Origin of the sequence: Microbispora sp. NPDC049125 (assembly GCF_040802045.1) — a bacterium.
Taxonomy (GTDB): Bacteria; Actinomycetota; Actinomycetes; order Streptosporangiales; family Streptosporangiaceae; genus Microbispora.
The window spans coordinates 8,297-25,126 of record NZ_JBEZDW010000006.1 but is presented as its reverse complement, the minus strand read 5'-3'; the positions used below and the strand labels follow the sequence as shown (position 1 = coordinate 25,126).

15 protein-coding genes are annotated in these 16,830 nt (G+C 70.6%); 12 read left to right on the top strand and 3 right to left on the bottom strand.

Annotated features, from left to right (window positions below; translation table 11 throughout):
* Window positions 1-108 precede the first annotated feature (108 nt).
* The 3 genes from AB0B72_RS09165 to AB0B72_RS09155 all read right to left on the bottom strand — a co-directional run bounded on the left by AB0B72_RS09165 (window position 109) and on the right by AB0B72_RS09155 (window position 2,457).
* Complete coding sequence (locus AB0B72_RS09165; protein WP_367738078.1) at window positions 109-567, bottom strand: MaoC family dehydratase; 459 nt, start codon at window positions 565-567, stop codon at window positions 109-111.
* Window positions 564-1,448: an amidohydrolase family protein gene (locus tag AB0B72_RS09160; RefSeq protein WP_367738368.1), complete on the bottom strand. Its 885-nt coding sequence runs from the start codon at window positions 1,446-1,448 to the stop codon at window positions 564-566. The genes AB0B72_RS09165 and AB0B72_RS09160 overlap by 4 nt, the downstream gene beginning before the upstream one ends.
* A gap of 100 nt (window positions 1,449-1,548) precedes the next feature.
* Window positions 1,549-2,457, bottom strand: coding sequence for an SDR family oxidoreductase (locus AB0B72_RS09155; protein WP_367738077.1), 909 nt, complete (start codon window positions 2,455-2,457; stop codon window positions 1,549-1,551).
* Window positions 2,458-2,567: 110 nt separating this feature from the next.
* Here AB0B72_RS09155 and AB0B72_RS09150 point away from each other — a divergent pair, with 110 nt between their 5' ends.
* The 12 genes from AB0B72_RS09150 to AB0B72_RS09095 all read left to right on the top strand — a co-directional run bounded on the left by AB0B72_RS09150 (window position 2,568) and on the right by AB0B72_RS09095 (window position 16,623).
* Window positions 2,568-3,404, top strand: coding sequence for a PaaX family transcriptional regulator C-terminal domain-containing protein (locus tag AB0B72_RS09150; protein WP_367738076.1), 837 nt, complete (start codon window positions 2,568-2,570; stop codon window positions 3,402-3,404).
* Between the two features lie 221 nt (window positions 3,405-3,625).
* Window positions 3,626-5,146 (top strand): pectinesterase family protein, encoded by a 1,521-nt coding sequence (locus tag AB0B72_RS09145; RefSeq protein ID WP_367738075.1) that lies wholly within the window; start codon window positions 3,626-3,628, stop codon window positions 5,144-5,146.
* 114 nt (window positions 5,147-5,260) lie between these two features.
* Entirely contained in the window at window positions 5,261-6,667 is a 1,407-nt protein-coding gene (locus tag AB0B72_RS09140; protein ID WP_367738074.1) for a cellulose binding domain-containing protein, read from the top strand.
* A gap of 143 nt (window positions 6,668-6,810) precedes the next feature.
* Window positions 6,811-7,503: a response regulator transcription factor gene (locus AB0B72_RS09135; RefSeq protein WP_367738073.1), complete on the top strand. Its 693-nt coding sequence runs from the start codon at window positions 6,811-6,813 to the stop codon at window positions 7,501-7,503.
* Entirely contained in the window at window positions 7,500-9,005 is a 1,506-nt protein-coding gene (locus AB0B72_RS09130) for a sensor histidine kinase (protein ID WP_367738072.1), read from the top strand. Before AB0B72_RS09135 ends, AB0B72_RS09130 begins: the two co-directional genes overlap by 4 nt.
* A gap of 41 nt (window positions 9,006-9,046) precedes the next feature.
* The gene (locus AB0B72_RS09125; protein ID WP_367738071.1) at window positions 9,047-9,577 is read left to right on the top strand and encodes a hypothetical protein; all 531 of its coding nucleotides are present in this window, start codon (window positions 9,047-9,049) and stop codon (window positions 9,575-9,577) included.
* Entirely contained in the window at window positions 9,574-10,689 is a 1,116-nt protein-coding gene (locus AB0B72_RS09120) for a peptidoglycan-binding protein (RefSeq protein ID WP_367738070.1), read from the top strand. Before AB0B72_RS09125 ends, AB0B72_RS09120 begins: the two co-directional genes overlap by 4 nt.
* Window positions 10,686-11,414 carry an ABC transporter ATP-binding protein gene (locus AB0B72_RS09115; RefSeq protein WP_367738069.1) on the top strand — a complete coding sequence of 243 codons (729 nt, stop codon included), beginning with the start codon at window positions 10,686-10,688 and terminating at the stop codon, window positions 11,412-11,414. The genes AB0B72_RS09120 and AB0B72_RS09115 overlap by 4 nt, the downstream gene beginning before the upstream one ends.
* Window positions 11,408-12,631: an ABC transporter permease gene (locus AB0B72_RS09110; RefSeq protein WP_367738068.1), complete on the top strand. Its 1,224-nt coding sequence runs from the start codon at window positions 11,408-11,410 to the stop codon at window positions 12,629-12,631. The genes AB0B72_RS09115 and AB0B72_RS09110 overlap by 7 nt, the downstream gene beginning before the upstream one ends.
* A gap of 274 nt (window positions 12,632-12,905) precedes the next feature.
* Window positions 12,906-15,221, top strand: coding sequence for a xanthine dehydrogenase family protein molybdopterin-binding subunit (locus AB0B72_RS09105; RefSeq protein ID WP_367738067.1), 2,316 nt, complete (start codon window positions 12,906-12,908; stop codon window positions 15,219-15,221).
* Window positions 15,218-16,153, top strand: coding sequence for a xanthine dehydrogenase family protein subunit M (locus AB0B72_RS09100; RefSeq protein ID WP_367738066.1), 936 nt, complete (start codon window positions 15,218-15,220; stop codon window positions 16,151-16,153). The genes AB0B72_RS09105 and AB0B72_RS09100 overlap by 4 nt, the downstream gene beginning before the upstream one ends.
* The gene (locus AB0B72_RS09095; protein WP_367738065.1) at window positions 16,150-16,623 is read left to right on the top strand and encodes a (2Fe-2S)-binding protein; all 474 of its coding nucleotides are present in this window, start codon (window positions 16,150-16,152) and stop codon (window positions 16,621-16,623) included. The genes AB0B72_RS09100 and AB0B72_RS09095 overlap by 4 nt, the downstream gene beginning before the upstream one ends.
* Window positions 16,624-16,830: the final 207 nt, after the last annotated feature.

Genomic DNA, 16,830 nt, shown 5'->3' with positions numbered 1-16,830 from the left:
GATTCCATGCGACGGTCAAGACTGTGCACGACGTTTGGGCCCTCGGACGGATGGCCGTGAAAACGAGCAGGAGCGGGCGCGCACCGGCACGTGAGGGGGCGTTTCCCGTCAGGCGTAGTGGCGGTAGACGACCCGCGCGACGCAGGCCGGCTTGGCCGCGCCGTCGATCTCGACGGTGAAGTCGAGGCACATCTGGACGCCGTTCCCCGCGACCTCCTCCACGGACACCACGGTGGCGGCGAGGCGGATCCTGTCGCCGACCCTCACCGGGCTGGGAAAGCGGACCTTCTCCAGGCCGTAGTTGACACTCATCTTCACGCCCCGGGTGTCCAGCAGCTCGTTGAAGAACGGGATGACCAGGGACAGGGTCAGGTACCCGTGGGCGATGGCGGCGCCGAACGGCCCCCGCTTCGCCCGCTCGGGATCGACGTGGATCCACTGGTAGTCGCCCGTGGCGTCGGCGAAGGCGTTCACCCGGTCCTGGGTGATCTCCAGCCACCAGCTGTGGCCGAGCTCCTTGCCGGCGAGCGCCTTGATCTCTTCGAGCCCGTGCACGGTGATCGTCATGGCCGCGCCGTCCTTTCCCCCGCACCCAGCCCGAGCAGGCGTACGGCGTTGTCCTTGAGGATCTTGGGGCGGACCTCCGGCTTGATCTCCAGCTTGCCGAAGTCCGACAGCCAGCGGTCCGGGGTGATGACCGGGTAGTCGGATCCGAAGAGCACCTTGTCCTGCAGCAGCGTGTTCGCGTAGCGCACGAGCTGCGGCGGGAAGTACTTCGGCGACCATCCGGACAGGTCGATGTGGACGTACGGCTTGTGCGTTGCGACGGCCAGCGCCTCGTCCTGCCAGGGGAACGACGGGTGGGCCAGGATGATCCGCAACTCGGGGAAGTCCACCGCCACGTCGTCGACCAGCATCGGGTTGGAGTACTTCAAACGGATGCCGCCCCCGCCGGGCACGCCGGCGCCGATGCCGGTCTGGCCGGTGTGGAACAGCGCGATCGCGCCCATCTCCTCGATCGCCTCGTACAGCGGGTAGGCCATCCGGTCGTCGGGCGAGAAGCCCTGGATGCTGGGGTGGAACTTGAATCCGCGCACACCGTGCTCCTCGACGAGCCTGCGCGCCTCGCGGACGCCCGCCCTGCCCTTCCAGGGGTCGATGCCGGCGAACGGGATGAGCACGTCCGCGTGCTTGGCACAGCTCTCGGCGATCTCCTCGTTGGAGATGCGGGGATGCCCGGTGGCGTGCTCGGCGTCGACGGTGAACACCACCGCGGCCATCTTCCGCTCGCGGTAATAGGCGGCCATCTCAGGAACGGTCGGCCTGGGGTGCTCCTTGAAGTACTTCTCCGAGGCGCCGAACAGGTCCGCGCTCAGCGAGGCGTGGCCGTCGGCGGAGATCTCGGCGTGCGTGTGCACGTCGATCGCGACCAGCTCGTCGACATCCATTACCGAGCCGGTGTTCACGGAGGAGTCGGTGTTCACGGAGGAGTCGGTGTTCACGGAGGAGTCGGTGTTCACGGAGGAGTCGGTGTTCGCAGGCGACATGTCATGACTCCGGCCTCTTCGGCGCGGGCACTCCGACCGTCTCGGGCTCGGCGCCGACTCCCATCCCCCACGACTCGGCGATGGCGTCCGCCTTCCACCCGCCGTCGGCGTAGGCCACGGCCTTCTCCGCCGGATGGGCCCACAGCGCGAGCTTGTCGCCGCCGATGCCGATGGCCTGGCCCGTCACGTCCGCGGAGGCGTCGGAGGCGAGGAAGACGATCAGTTGCGCGACGTCCTCGACGGTGCCCATCCCGTCCGCGCGCAGCCACTCGGGGAACGGCCGCCCGGTCCGCTCGGACTCCTCGATGATCGGGGCGAAGAACGGAATCGTCCTGGTCATCTCCGTGGCCGCCACCGGGACGACCGCGTTGACGGTGATGCCCGCCTTGGCCAGCTCCATCGACCACGTCCGGGCCATGGCGACGACGCCCGCCTTCGCTGCGGCGTAGTTGGTCTGGCCGAAGTTCCCCCGCTGGCCCGCCGGCGAGGAGATCAGGATCAGGCGGCCGCCGGTCCCCTGCTCGCGCATGCGGACGGCCGCGGCGCGAGCACAGGTGAACGTGCCGCGCAGATGGACCTCGATCACCGCGTCGAAGTCCTCGTCCGACATCTTCCACAGCACGCGGTCCCGCAGGATGCCCGCGTTGGTGACCATCGCGTCCAGCCGGCCGAACTCCTTGACGGCCGTGTCCACGAGCCGCTGGGCGACCTCGCCGGAACCGACAGGCGCGACGACCGCGACGGCCCTGCCTCCCCTTTGGGCGATCCCGCCGACGACCCGCTCGGCCGACTCGGCGTCCACGTCGTTGACGACCACCGCCGCGCCGGCGGCCGTCAGCGCCTCGGCGTACGCGCGCCCGAGCCCCCGGCCCGCACCCGTGACGACGGCCACCTTGCCCGACAGATCCATGTACTTCACCTCTCGTTGCGGGAAGCGCGCGACACCTCTCGAACTTATTGCACATATCTGACGCCAGTCAAAGAATTGCATAACGTAGCTGACGGTCTACCCTTTTGCCTGTGACCTTCGGTGACGAGGACGACCACCGGGCGCCGCCGGCGCGCCCGCAGTCCCTGATGTTCAGCTTCCTCGGCGTCTACGTGCTCGGCCGCGGCGTCGCCGTGTACTCGGGAAGCATCATCGACGTGTTCGCCCGCCTCGGCGTCTCCGAAGAGGCCGTACGGTCGACGCTCGCCCGCATGGCGAAGCGGAACCTGCTGTTACGGCATCGGCGAGGCCGGAAGGTGTACTTCGGCCTCACCCCGCACGCGGTCAACGTGCTGGAGGACGGGCGCCGGCGGATATGGGAGACCGGTGCGGTGAACCGCGCCTGGGACGGCACCTGGACGCTCGTCGGGTTCTCGCTGCCGGACAGCAGGCGCAGCACGCGTCATGACCTGCGCTCCCGCCTCATCTGGGCGGGCTTCGGCCTGTTGCAGAGCGGCCTGTGGATCGCTCCGGGCACGAAGGACGTGATCGGCGTCCTCGACTCGCTGGATCTCGGCGACCACGTGACCGTGCTTACCGCAAGGGCGTTCAAGCCGACCGAGACGGCCGACCTCGTCCGCAAGGCGTTCGACATCGAGCAGATCGCCCGGCGCTATCAGGCGTTCCTCGCACAGTGGGACACGCCCCGGCCGCTTCCCTCCGCGCCCGACGACCTCGCGCGCCAGCTGCTGCTGCACACCGACTGGCTGCAGCTCGTCCGTCAGGACCCCTACCTGCCGGCCGAGCATCTGCCGCGGAACTGGCCGGCGATCCGAGCCGAGCAGGTCTTCCGCTCGCTCGCCGGGGAGTACGAGCCGAGTGCCGCCGAGGTCGCCGAGGGCGTGCTGGACCTGCTGTCGCCGCGGTAGTGACGGCCACCCGGTCACACCGGACCGGGAACGCGGGACGTGCGAAGACGTGCCACCGCCGCGAGGACGGCGAACGCGAACGCCGTGAAAGTATCACGAACGCCCGCTCGTTTGATCCTTTTGACCTGCGGAAACGCGTTCGCGATCCGGCAAACCTTTTCCTCCGGAGGATCGGGACCCGATGATTCGAACCGATACGCATGCCCCGAAGGGATCCCTCGATGAGAGCAGCGGACAGAGCACGCCTGTCGACGGCGGTGGACCGGCGTCGCCGCGGCGGTCCGGGCGCACGACGTTGGGGACGCCGTACGGCCGCCGCCGTGACCGCGCTGGTCGCGGGCGGCCTTGTCGCGGGGATGCCCGCCACCCAGGCGTCCGCGGACACGGGCTGCGCCGTCACCTACGCCACCACCGACTGGTCGGGCGGCTTCACCGCCTCCGTGACCATCCAGAACCTCGGCGACACCGTCAACGGCTGGACACTGGGCTTCGCCTTCCCCACCACCACCCAGAAGATAGGCGACGGCTGGTCGGCCACCTGGTCCCAGAGCGGACAGAACGTCACCGCCACCAACCTCAGCTGGAACGCCTCCCTCGCCACCGGCGCCTCCACCTCTATCGGCTTCAACGGCACCTATTCCGGCACCAACCCCAAGCCGGCCGACTTCACCCTCAACGGCGTCACCTGCACCGGCACCACCGCCACACCGACGCCCACGCCCACACCGACACCCAGCCCGACGCCGACACCCAGCCCGACACCGACGCCGACGCCAAGCCCCACACCCACCCCCACGCCGACCCCGACGCCGACCCCGACGCCGACGCCGACGCCGACGCCGACGCCGACGGGCGGGACTCCCACGGTGGCCTCGGACGGGACCGGCAGGTACCGGACGGTGCAGGCGGCGATCGACGCCGTGCCGGCGGGCAACTCCAGCCGTAAGGTCATCACGATCAAGCCCGGCACCTACCGGGAGATCGTCACGATTCCCAAGGACAAGCCGTACATCACCCTGCAGGGGCTGGGCTCGTCGGCCAGGGACGTCGTGATCGTCAACAACCACTACGCCGAGGTGTACGGCACCTTCAACAGCGCCACCGCGTTCGCGTACGGCCACGACTTCGCCGCCACCAACCTGACGATCTCGAACGACTACGTCGAGACCTCGTCCACGAGCGGCCAGCAGGCCGTCGCGCTGCACCTCAACGCCGACCGCGCGACCCTCACCAACGTGCGGCTGCTCGGCGACCAGGACACCTTCCTGGTCAACGAGGCCGCCCGCGCCTACGTGACCGGCTCCTACATCGAGGGCACCGTCGACTTCATCTTCGGCGACGGCATCGTCGTGATCAACAACTCCGACATCTACGAGAAGCGCAGCACCGGTGGCCCGCTGACCGCCGCCAGGACCCCCGCCGGCAAGACCTACGGCTTCCTGATCTACAAGTCACGCATCACCGGGGCCACCGCCAACACCACCACGTTGGGCCGCCCCTGGGGCCCCACCGCCCAGGTGCTGTTCCGGGAGTCCACCCTCAGCTCGACGATCAAGACATCGCAGCCATGGACCGACATGTCGGGTAACTCCTGGAAGAACGCCCGTTTCTTCGAGTACAGGAACACCGGCGCGGGTGCCGGCGTCAACTCCAACCGTCCGCAGATGAGCGACTCCCAAGCCGCCAACTACACGCCGCAGAAGTACCTGGCCGGATCCGACGGCTGGAACCCGATCGGCTGACCCCGCCGGAGGAGCCGTGCGAGGCCCTCTCCAGGCCGTTCGGCCCCGGGCGGACGGCAGACCCCGGCACGGTTCCATCCGAACCCGACTTGTCCACCCATCGGAGGAGCATCGATGCATCTGACCATCCCTCGGTCCTGGGCGGGCCGCCTGGCGGCCATCGCGGCGGCGATCCCCCTCGCCGCGTCGGCGCTCGCCGCCGCGGCCCCCGCCCAGGCGGACACGGGCTGCGCCGTCACCTACACCACCACCGACTGGTCGGGCGGCTTCACCGCCTCCGTGACCATCCAGAACCTCGGCGACACCGTCAACGGCTGGACACTGGGCTTCGCCTTCCCCACCACCACCCAGAAGATAGGCGACGGCTGGTCGGCCACCTGGTCCCAGAGCGGACAGAACGTCACCGCCACCAACCTCAGCTGGAACGCCTTCATCCCCTCCGGAGCGAACATCTCCATCGGCTTCAACGGCACCTATTCCGGCACCAACCCCAAGCCGACCGCCTTCACCCTCAACGGCGTCACCTGCATCAGCACCACCACACCGCCCCCTACGCCTACCCGCTTCCCCACACCGACCCCCACACCGACCCCGACGTTGTCACCTACTCGCTTCCCCACGCCGACCCCCACGCCGACCCCCACCCCCACCCCCAGCCCCAGCCCGACGGGTGGCACCGGGCCGGGTCTGGTCGGCTGGGCCACGCAGAACGGCGGGACCACCGGCGGCGGCAACGCCGCGACCGTGACCGTGACCAGCGCCTCGGCGCTGACCAGCGCGATGGCGGGGACCTCCGCCTCGGTGGTCAGGGTGAGCGGGACGATCTCTTGCTCCGGCATGCTCGCGGTCGGGTCGAACAAGACGATCATCGGCGCGACCGGGGCCACCATCGCCGGCTGTGGCCTGAACGTCTCCCACGCGAAGAACGTGATCATCAAGAACCTGATCTTCCGGAACTGGAACGACGACGCGATCAACGTTCAGTTCTCGACGAACGTGTGGCTCGACCACAACACGTTGTCCAACGGGTATGACGGCGCGATCGACGTGAAGCATGCCAGCGACTTCGTCACCGTGTCGTGGAACCACGTCTTCAGCCATGACAAGACGATGCTGCTCGGCCACAGCGACGACAACGGGGCGGAGGACCGCGGCCACCTGCGGGTGACCTACCACCACAACTGGTTCGACGGCACCACCCAGCGCCACCCGCGGGTGCGGTTCGGCAACCCGGTGCACGTGTTCAACAACTACTACTACAACAACAGCGGGTACGGCGTGGCCTCGACGATGGAGGCCGGCGTCCTGGTCGAGGGCAACTCCTTCGAGAACGTCGACGACCCCTACCACCGTGGTGAGGCCGCCTCTCCCCCCGGCAGCCTGGTAGCCCGGAACAACTACAAGGTGAACTCCGGGGCCGGGGACACGGGCGGCAGCGTCGCCTCCATCCCCTACTCGTACACGGTCGACACCCCGGCGAACGTGAAGTCCATCGTGAAGAGCGGCGCCGGCGCGCACTGACCGCGCCGCCGCGCCAAAACCGCACCGGCCACCGTCGCACACGCGACGGTGGCCGTTCGCTCTGACACGGGGCGGCGACTCGCGTCTCGTGCGGCGTCGTTCTTTGAGCCGGCATTGAAGATGCTCGGGTACACCTTGGAGCTATGGACCGGCCCCCCAAGGTGCTCGTCGTCGACGACGAGCCGAACATCCTCGCCCTCCTGTCACAGACGCTGCGCCTGGTGTCCTTCGAGGTGCGCACGGCCGAGAGCGGGATGAAGGCTCTGACCGTGGCCAGGCAGTTCCAGCCGGACATCGTGGTGCTCGATGTGATGCTGCCCGACGTGGACGGTTTCGAGGTGGCACGGCGGCTGGGCGAGATCCCGGTGCTCTTCCTGACCGCGCGCGACACGGTGGAGGACCGGGTCCAGGGGCTGAGACTCGGCGCCGACGACTACGTGTCCAAGCCGTTCAGCCTGGAGGAGGTCGTGCTGCGGATCCGGGCCATCCTGCGCCGCAGCCTCACGCCGGCGTCGCCCAAGGACGGCCTGCTTAGGTACGCCGACGTGGAGCTGGACGCTGATTCCCACGAGGTACGGCGCGCGGGCGTGGTGGTCGACCTGTCGCCGACCGAGTTCAACCTGCTGGCCTACCTGCTGGCCAACGCCGGCCGGGTGGTGAGCAAGGCCCAGATCCTCGACAGCGTCTGGCGGTACGACTTCGACGGCGACTCGAGCATCGTCGAGTCCTACGTGTACTACCTCAGAAAGAAGATCGACAAATGGGATCCTCCGCTGATCCGGACCGTACGCGGGGTCGGTTACACGCTCAGGCTGCCCCGGGACGGCGAGTCATGAGAGGGCCGGCCCGTTGGACCCTGCGTACCCGGCTGGTGGTGGCGGCGGTGGCGCTGACGGCGGTCGCGGTGGCGCTGGCCAGCACCGCGGGCCTGGTGCTGTTCAACCGCTACCTCACCGACCGCGTCGACGATCAGCTCATGGGTGTCCCCAAAATGGAGCAGGCGCTGAAGGAGGCGGCCGCCGCCGCCCGACCGCAGGACAAGCCGGATGGCCGGCGGGTCGACGCGATCGTGAACCCGATCATCGAGCGGGTCGGCCGGGAGAGCCGGAGCTACCTGTTCAGCGCCGACGGGCGGCTCATCGAGGAGTCCCCGGCCGCCGATCCCGCGACCGGGCCCATCCTCGGGTCGATCGCGGCTCTCCCGCGCGAGAAGGCGAGCACCGTGCCGGGCAGGGACGGCCGGCCGTGGCGGGTGAAAGCGGCCAACACCGTGGACGGCGGTGTGGTGGTGATGGCGGCGTCCCTGGGGGGCGTCGCGGAGATCAGGAACTGGCTGCTGACGATCGATCTGGGTGTCATGGCCCTGGTCCTGCTGCTCCTCGGCCTGGTCGGCACGGCGGTCGTACGGCTCGGGATGAGGCCCCTGACCAGGATGGAGGAGACGGCCGCGCTGATCGCCGGCGGCGACTTCAGCCGCCGCCTTCCCGGCCCCGACCCGCACACCGAGCCGGGCCGCCTCGCCGCCGCGATGAACGTCATGCTGGACCGGCTGGAGGCGGAGATCGCCGCGCGGGCCGACTCCGAGGAGCGGATGCGCCGCTTCCTGGCCGACGCCTCCCATGAGCTGCGCACCCCGCTGACCTCCGTACGGGGCTTCGCCGAGCTCTACCGCAGGGGCGGGACCCCGCCCGGCCCGCCCATGGACGAGGCCATGCGCAGGATCGAGGACGAGGCCACCCGGATGGGCCTGCTGGTCAACGACCTGCTCTCCCTCGCCCACCTGGACGAGGAGCGTCCCCTCGACACCCGTCCCGTGGACCTGCTGGAGATCGCCGCCGACACCATCCGCGACGCCCTCGCCCGCATGCCCGACCGGCATGTACGGCTCGCCGGGCTGGACGCCACGTTGATGCCGGTCATGGTGATGGGCGACGAGGCGCGGCTGCGGCAGGTCGCGGCCAATCTCGTGACGAACGCACTGGTCCACACCCCGGCCGACGCGAAGGTCACCGTCCGGGTCGGCGCGGGACCGGCCACGCCCTCACCCGCGGCGGCGGTCGGCGCCGAGTTCCCCGCCTCACGCGTCCTGGGGGTGCTCGAGGTCGCCGACACCGGCTCCGGCATTCCCCGCCACCACGTCCCGCGCATCTTCGAGCGGCTGTACCGGGTCAGCCAGAGCCGGTCGCGCGTGGACGGCGGCGCGGGGCTCGGGCTCGCGATCGTCGCCGCGATCGTCCGGGCGCACGGCGGCCGGGTGGAGCTCCGCTCGGCGCACGGGACGGGCGCCGCGTTCCGGGTGCTGCTCCCGTTGCGGGACTCCGAGCCGGCTCCGAGGTAACTCCCGGGGCACTTCCATCCGCCCTCAGCAGCATCGCCCATATGAGAAGACTCTTGACGACGGCGGCGCTGCTGGCGCTCGCCGCGGGATGCGCCCAGTCCCCGTCCACGGATGGGGTCGCCTCGGTGAAGCGGACCCAGAGCGCCACGGCACAGGCGAGCGCGAGCCCGACCGCGCCGATGGACCCGGAGGAGCAGGGCAGGAAATACGCCCAGTGCATGCGGAGCAACGGCGTCAACATGTCCGACCCCGAGCCCAACGGCAAGGGCGGCTTCAGGTTGAGCATCACGGGGAGCAAGTCCGAGGTCGACCGCGCCAAGGTCGACAAGGCGGCGAACGCCTGCCGCGCCCTCGACCCCGGCCGTGGCAAGGGAGGACCGGTCGCTCCCGAGGATCTGGAGCGGGCTCGCGCCTTCGCCAAGTGCATGCGGGACCACGGCGTCGACATGCCCGACCCCGATTCCTCAGGCAGGAGTGAGGGCCTGCCCCCCAGCAAGCTCAAGGACCCCAAGGTCAACCAGGCCATGAGGACCTGCAGGTCAGCGGCGGGCGAACCGGGGAAGACCAAGTGACCGACCTGCGATCCGAGCGGGCGGTGAGCCCGGTGGAGGAGCCCCGAGCGCCCAGGCCGCGCCGTCGCGGGCGGGGCGGAGCCCTCGCGGTCGCGGGCGGCGCCGCGCTGCTCGCGGTCGCGGCGGCCGCGGCCGCGATCGGCGTCGGCGGAGACACCGGCACGCCTGCCGTCCAGCGGACTCCCCCGGCGACCGCCAAGGTCACCCGCACCACGCTGACCGAGACCAAGACCGTGGACGGCACCCTCGGCCACGGCGCGGTCGCCACGCTGACCGGCCGGGGCCAGGGCACGATCACCTGGCTGCCCTCGGCCGGCTCCACGATCACCCGGGGTCGCGCCGTCTACAGCGCCGACGCCCGCCGGATCCCGCTGCTGTACGGCACGATGCCGCTCTACCGCACGCTCAGCAGCGGCATGAAGGGCCGGGACGTGAAGATGCTGGAGCGCAACCTGGCCAAGCTCGGCTACGACGGCTTCACCGTGGACAGCGAATTCACATGGGCCACCCGCGAAGCCCTCGAGGAGTGGCAGGACGACCTCAACCTTGAGGTGACCGGCACTCTCGCCCCGGAGGCCGTCGTGGTCCACGACGGCGCGCTGCGGGTCAGGGAGATCAAGAAAGAGCTCGGCGACCCGGGAGGCGGGCCGATCCTGACGTACACCGGCACCACCCGCGAGGTCTCCATCGACCTGGACGTCGCCGACCGGCACCTGATCAGGAAGGGGCTCAGGACGACGGTCGAGCTGCCGGACGGCGCCACCGTGCGGGGCACCGTCACCGGCATCGGCAAGGTGGCCACCACGCAGACCCAGGACCAGGACGAGACCACCACCACGATCAAGGTGACCGTCTCGGTCTCCGGCGGCGGCAAGAAGCTCAAGCCGTACGACACGGCGCCGGTGGAGGCGACCATCGTCTCCGCCCGGCGCAAGAACGTGCTGGTCGTGCCGGTCGGCGCGCTCATCGCCCTGGCCGAGGGCGGATACGGCGTCGAGGTCGTGGAGGGCCCGGCCACGCGTTACGCGGCGGTCACGACAGGGATGTTCGCCGACGGCCAGGTCGAGATCACCGGAGTGGACGAAGGCGCCACCGTGGTGGTGCCCGCATGACGGCCCATCACGAACCGGGCGGCGACGAGGCGGACCACCGGCCTCTCGTGGAGCTCGTCGACGTCAGCAAGGTCTACGGAGAGATCACCGCGTTGCGCGGGGCCACGGTGACCATCCAGGCCGGGGAGCTCGCCGGCATCGTCGGGCCGTCGGGCTCCGGCAAGTCCACGATGCTGAACATGATCGGCACTTTGGACCGGCCCTCCGGCGGGACCGTGCGGATCGACGGGTACGACGTGGCCGCGCTCTCCGACCGGCAGCTGTCGGCCCTTCGCGCCCGCACGATCGGCTTCGTCTTCCAGCAGTTCCACCTGACCGCCGGGATACCCGTCCTGGACAACGTGGCGGACGGGCTGATCTATTCGGGCGTCCCGCCCCGGGAGCGTCTCGATCTGGCCGAGGAGGCGTTGCTGCGGGTCGGTCTCGGGCACCGGCTCGGCCATCGCCCCCATGAGCTGTCCGGCGGCGAGCAGCAGCGCGTGGCGATCGCCAGGGCGGTGGCCGGAGGGCCGGACCTGCTGCTCGCCGACGAGCCCACCGGCAACCTCGACTCCACGTCAGGCGCGGGGGTGATGGCCCTGCTCAGGGAGCTTCACGCGGCGGGCACCACCGTCGTGGTCATCACCCATGACCGGGACATCGCCGCGAGCCTGCCCCGGCAGGTGGAGATGCTGGACGGCCGGGTCGTCGCGGACTCTGCGAGAACGCGGGAGCCGGCGTGCTGACGACACCCGTGCATCGGCGCGGCACCCGGCTGGCCCATGTCCGGCTCCGGCCGCGTGACGTCGTCCGGGTCGGCGGGGCGGGGCTGCGCGCGCGGCCGCTGCGGGTGTTCCTGTCCGCCCTCGGCATCGCCATCGGCATCGCCGCGATGCTCGGCGTGGTCGGCATCTCCGCGTCCAGCAAGGAGGACCTGAACCGGCAGCTCGCGGCCCTCGGGACCAACCTGCTCCAGGTGTCGCCCGGTCAGACAGTGTTCGGCGAGGACTCCCACCTTCCCGCGGAGGCGGAGGGGATGATCGCCCAGATCGCCCCGGTCACGGCGGTGACCTCCACCGGTGTGGTCGACGCGAAGGTCTACCGCAACGAGCACATTCCCCGGGCCGAGTCGGGCGGCATCTCGGTCCTGGCCGCCCGCCTCGACCTGATCAGGGACATCGGCGTGTCGGTCGTGAGCGGCGCCTGGCTGAACGAGGCCACGCACCGCTACCCGGCCGTGGTGCTCGGGACCAAGGCGGCCGACCGGCTCGGCGTCACCCGGGCCGGGCCGGGGCAGCGCGTCTGGCTGGGCGAGCAGTGGTTCACCGTCGTGGGCGTGCTCGCCCCGTCCGTGCTGACGCCCGAGCTCGACACCGCCGCCTTCGTCGGCTGGCCGGTCGCCGAGCAGAGACTCGGTTTCGACGGTTATCCGACCACCGTCTACACCAGGTCCCAGGAGGAGTACGTCGTGCAGGTGCGCGACGTGCTTGCGGCCACCGCCAATCCGGAGAACCCCGGCGAGGTCGAGGTGTCCCGCCCGTCCGACGTGCTGGCCGCCAAGGACGCCACCGACGCCACGCTCAACGCGCTGCTGCTGGGCCTCGGCGGTGTCGCGCTGCTGGTCGGCGGAGTCGGTGTGGCCAACACGATGGTGATCTCGGTGCTGGAACGGCGTGCCGAGATCGGCCTGCGCCGGTCCCTGGGCGCGACACGAGGGCAGATCCGGCTGCAGTTCCTGTCCGAGGCGCTGCTGCTGTCGGCGATCGGCGGAGTGGGCGGGGTCATGCTCGGCATCGGCGTGACCGCCGCCTACGCCGTCTCCCAGGGGTGGCCGGTGATCGTGCCGGTCTGGGCCATGGCGGGAGGCGTGCTCGCGACCCTGGTCATCGGCGGGATCGCCGGGTTCTATCCCGCCGTACGCGCGGCACGCATGTCGCCGACGGAGGCCCTGGCGACCCCGTGAACGCCGCCGGCCTTCTCGCCCCGGCCCCGTGAGGCCAGGGGTCCGGCGCCGTACGGTCCAGGGAAAATCAGCCCGGAATTTCCCCAAGGCTAACCAAAACCGCTTCGAATCGATATGTAATGGAGGTGGACACAATCCGTTCGGGCCCTTCTGACGCGCTCGAAATCGGCCCACTGAACGCGCCACGGCCGGCCGCGAATGTCCGTCGATTTCTTATCGCATCTCACTGAGCGACAGGGCATTCCCCTCGATACGCGGCGCGGAGGTGTCGGTCGTGGAGCCATGGTCAAGGCGTGAGGACGAACGGCTGCTCACCGGCGAAGGCCGCTATGTCGCCGACATCAAGGTGCCGGGCTGCCTGGACGCCGCGTTCGTGAGAAGCGATGTCGCTCACGGCACGGTGCGCTCGGTGGATTGCTCCGCCGCTCGTGAGGTGCCGGGAGTGGTGGGGGCCTGGTCCGCCGCCGATCTGCTGGAGATGCCCGCGTGCCCGCATTCGGCCGCCCGGCTGCGGGACCTGCCTCCGGTTCCGTACACGCTGCTCGCCAAGCTGTCCACGCAGGAGGCCGTGGCCGGCCGGGAATGGCCGGTCCTGGCGAAGGATCGTGTGCGGTACCCGGGCGAGGCCCTGGCGGTGGTCGTGGGCGAGGACCGCTACCGGGCCGAGGACGGGGCCGCCGCGGTCGCCTTCCGGATCGATCCGTTGCCCGCGGTGGTGACGGCGTCGGCCGCGGCGGACGACTCCGTCCGCCTGTTCGACGGTCTGAGCAACATCGCTCTGCGGGGGGAGACCGGGGAGCCGATCGAGGAGCCGGTCTGGCAGGAGGCGGCGGCCGTGGTGGAGGGCCGGTACCGCCAGCAACTCCTCATGCCCACCCCCATGGAGTGCAGGACGATCCTCGCCGTGCCCGAGGACGACCGGCTGACGGTGTGGTCCGGTCATCAGATGCCGCACCGGCTGCGCAGGGAGCTGGCCACGCTGCTGGACTGGCCGGTCGAGCAGGTGCGCGTGGTGGTGCCGGACACCGGAGGCTCGTTCGGGTCGAAATGCGCGACGTTCCCGGAGTTCGTCGCGGTCGTCTTCCTGGCGGTGAAGCTGGGACGTCCCGTCCGATGGATCGAGGACCGTCTGGAATCCATGAAGGTCGCCACCCGGGGCCGGGGCCAGGACCAGAAGACCCGACTCGCCGCCGACGCGGAGGGACGGCTGGTCGCGTACGAGCTGAACATCGACGCCGACGTGGGCGCCTACCCCCACCTCGGAGTCGGCCTGCCCATGCAGACCGCCTGGATGGCGACCGGTCCGTACGGCACGCCGCGGGTTCATGCCACCGTCCGGTCGGTGCTGACCAACACGATGGTGACCTATCCCTATCGAGGCGCGGGCCGTCCTGAGGCGACGATCGCGCTGGAGCGTTCGATGGACATGCTGGCCCGCCGGCTGGGGATGGACCCGGCCGAGCTGCGGCGGCGCAACTTCATCCCGCCCGAGAGCTTCCCGTACGACACTCCCACCGGACGGCGCTACGACAGCGGCGACTACGCCGGCGCGCTCGACCTGGCGCTGAAGACTCTCGGCTATGACGGGTGGCGGGCCGCGCAGGCCCGCCGCCGTACGGATCCGCAGACCCTGCCGCTGGGGATCGGCCTGGCCTGCTACGTGGAGCGTTCCGGTGGCGAGCCGGGAGGGCTGCACGAGTTCGGCGGCGTCGAGGCGCATGAGGACGGCACGGTCGTCGCCCGGTGCGGCACGGCCTCCAGCGGGCAGAGCCACGAGACGGTCTTCCCCATGCTGGTCGCCAGGACTCTCGGGGTGGACGAGGCGCGGGTCCGGCTGGTCGAGGGCGACACCGACGAGCAGCCCGAAGGGCTGGGTTCCTTCGCCAGCCGTTCGGCGCAGGTGGCCGGCGCGATGCTGCAGCACGCGTCCATGCTGCTCATCGAGGAGGCGCGGGCGCGGGCCGCGGCGCTGTGGGGGATGCCGGTGGAGGAGGTGGCGTGGTCCGACGGCGCCGTGCACGCCGCCCACGGCGGCTCGGCGGCCATGGACCTTGCCGAGCTGGTGAAGGCGACCGGGCCGATGCGGGTGGACGACCGGTTCGAGTCGGGCATGGCGTTCCCGTTCGGCGTCCACGCGGCGGTGACCGAGGTCGATCCGGAGCTGGGCACCGTACGGGTGCTGCGACTCGTGGCGGTGGACGACTGCGGAGTGGTGCTGAACCACGCGGTGGTGCGGGGGCAGGCCTTCGGTTCGGCCGTGCAGGGCATCGGCCAGGCGTTGTACGAAGGCATTCCCTTCGGCGACGACGGCATGCCCTTGCTCCCCGGCGGTCTGCTGGACTACCTGGTGCCCACGGCGTCCGAGATCCCACCCATCACGATCAAGGAAACCTGTACTCCGAGCCCCCGCACGCCGCTGGGCGCCAAGGGGGCGGGAGAGTCGGGATGCATCGGCACTCCGGCCGCGATCGTCAACGCCGTGGCGGACGCGCTGCAGCTCGCCGACCCGAGCCTGCTTCAGACGCCGCTCACTCCCGACGTGGTCTGGCGTGCGGCGCGGGCGCCGAAGTATCAGGAGGCGGCCCGGTGAAAGCCGCCGCCTTCGACTACACCGCGCCGCGTACGGTGCCCGAGGCCCTGGACGCGCTCGGCGACACCCGGCGGACGGCGCAGGTGCTCGCGGGCGGGCAGAGCCTGATCCTGGAGATGCACCTGCGGCGCGGCGGCCCCGATCTGGTGGTGGACATCAACCGCGTCGCGGAGCTCGACCACATGCGCGTGAACGGCGGCGCGCTCCAGGTCGGCGCGCTGGTCCGGCACCGCGTCTTCGAGTCTCCGCAGGCCGTGCCGGGCGCGCTCGGCAGGTTGCTCTCACTCGCCGTGGTCAACATCGCCCATCCGCCCATCCGGGCCCGCGGGACCATGGTGGGCAGCCTCGCCTGGGCGCACCCCGCCTCGGAATGGTGCGCCGTCGCAGTCGCCCTCGACGCCGACATCGTCCTCCAGGCTTCCGGCGGCACCCGTGTGGTCGCGGCCCGGGACTTCTTCCACGGTCCGCACCTGACCGCGCGCCACCCGCGGGAACTCATCACCTCCGTACGGTTCCCGCTGCTGGGGGACGACACCGGGGTCGGCTTCGTCGAGCACCGGCGAACGCATTTCAGCTTCGCCCAGGTGGCAGTGGCGGCGACGCTGACCGTACGCGACGGGGTGATCGGTGATGCGAGGATCGGGCTCGCCAACTGCGCCGGCAGCCCCCTGCGGGCACGCGCCGCCGAGGAGGCGCTGATCGGCGCCGAAGCCGGACCGTTCACGGCCGGATGCCGGTTGCCGGGCGATCACCCGTTCACCCGTGCCGGGCGGATCGCCGCGGAGCGGGACGCCGCGCCCCTGGCCGAGCCGTACGCCGATGTCGAGTACCGGCGGCAGGCCATCGCGGTCGTCGTCCGCAGGACGCTGTGCCAGGCGGCGGACGGGTGGTCGCCTGGCGGGCCCGGAGGACCACAAGGAGATCACCGGTGAAGATCACTCTCACGGTCAACGGCGACGCCTACCCACTCGACGTGGAGCCCCGGCGTGTGTTGGCCGATGTGCTGCGCGAGGACTGCCGGCTCACGGGTACGCACCTGGGCTGCGAGCACGGCGTGTGCGGGACCTGCACGGTGCTCGTCGACGGCGAGGCCGTGCGATCGTGCCTCATGCTGGCCGTGCAGTGCGACGGCCGTTCGGTGCGTACCGTCGAAGGTCTGGCGGGCCCCGGCGGTGAGCCACATCCCCTGCAACTGGCCTTCTCCGCCGAGCACGCGCTCCAGTGCGGCTTCTGCACACCGGGCTTCCTGATGGTGGCCGCGGGGGCGCTCGATGCCGACCCCGCCGTCGGCGGCGACGCCGAGCGCGTGCGCGCTCTGGTCGAGTCCGGCATCTGCCGTTGCACCGGTTACGAACCCATCCGGCGGGCCATCATGCGCGCCGCGGCCGATTACAGGCGCTGACCCGGCGGCGTGGCCGCCAGGGCGACGGCGTGGTCGCCGAGGCGGCCACGCCATCGCGTCGTACCCGGGGAAGAGGCGCTGATCCGAGCGCTCGCGCTGATCCGGGCTCGCGCTGATCTGAGGTCCGTGCTGATCTGAGGTCCGTGCTGATCTGAGGTCCGTGCTGATCTGAGGTCCGTGCTGATCTGAGGTCCGTGCTGATCTGAG

What these genes read in the sequence shown, in the direction of transcription:
- AB0B72_RS09165 (WP_367738078.1), bottom strand. Translation starts at nt 567, where the DNA reads ATGACGATCACCGTGCACGGGCTCGAAGAGATCAAGGCGCTCGCCGGC.
- AB0B72_RS09160 (WP_367738368.1), bottom strand. Translation starts at nt 1,448, where the DNA reads ATGGATGTCGACGAGCTGGTCGCGATCGACGTGCACACGCACGCCGAG.
- AB0B72_RS09155 (WP_367738077.1), bottom strand. Translation starts at nt 2,457, where the DNA reads ATGGATCTGTCGGGCAAGGTGGCCGTCGTCACGGGTGCGGGCCGGGGG.
- AB0B72_RS09145 (WP_367738075.1), top strand. Translation starts at nt 3,626, where the DNA reads ATGAGAGCAGCGGACAGAGCACGCCTGTCGACGGCGGTGGACCGGCGT.
- AB0B72_RS09140 (WP_367738074.1), top strand. Translation starts at nt 5,261, where the DNA reads ATGCATCTGACCATCCCTCGGTCCTGGGCGGGCCGCCTGGCGGCCATC.
- AB0B72_RS09135 (WP_367738073.1), top strand. Translation starts at nt 6,811, where the DNA reads ATGGACCGGCCCCCCAAGGTGCTCGTCGTCGACGACGAGCCGAACATC.
- AB0B72_RS09130 (WP_367738072.1), top strand. Translation starts at nt 7,500, where the DNA reads ATGAGAGGGCCGGCCCGTTGGACCCTGCGTACCCGGCTGGTGGTGGCG.
- AB0B72_RS09125 (WP_367738071.1), top strand. Translation starts at nt 9,047, where the DNA reads ATGAGAAGACTCTTGACGACGGCGGCGCTGCTGGCGCTCGCCGCGGGA.
- AB0B72_RS09115 (WP_367738069.1), top strand. Translation starts at nt 10,686, where the DNA reads ATGACGGCCCATCACGAACCGGGCGGCGACGAGGCGGACCACCGGCCT.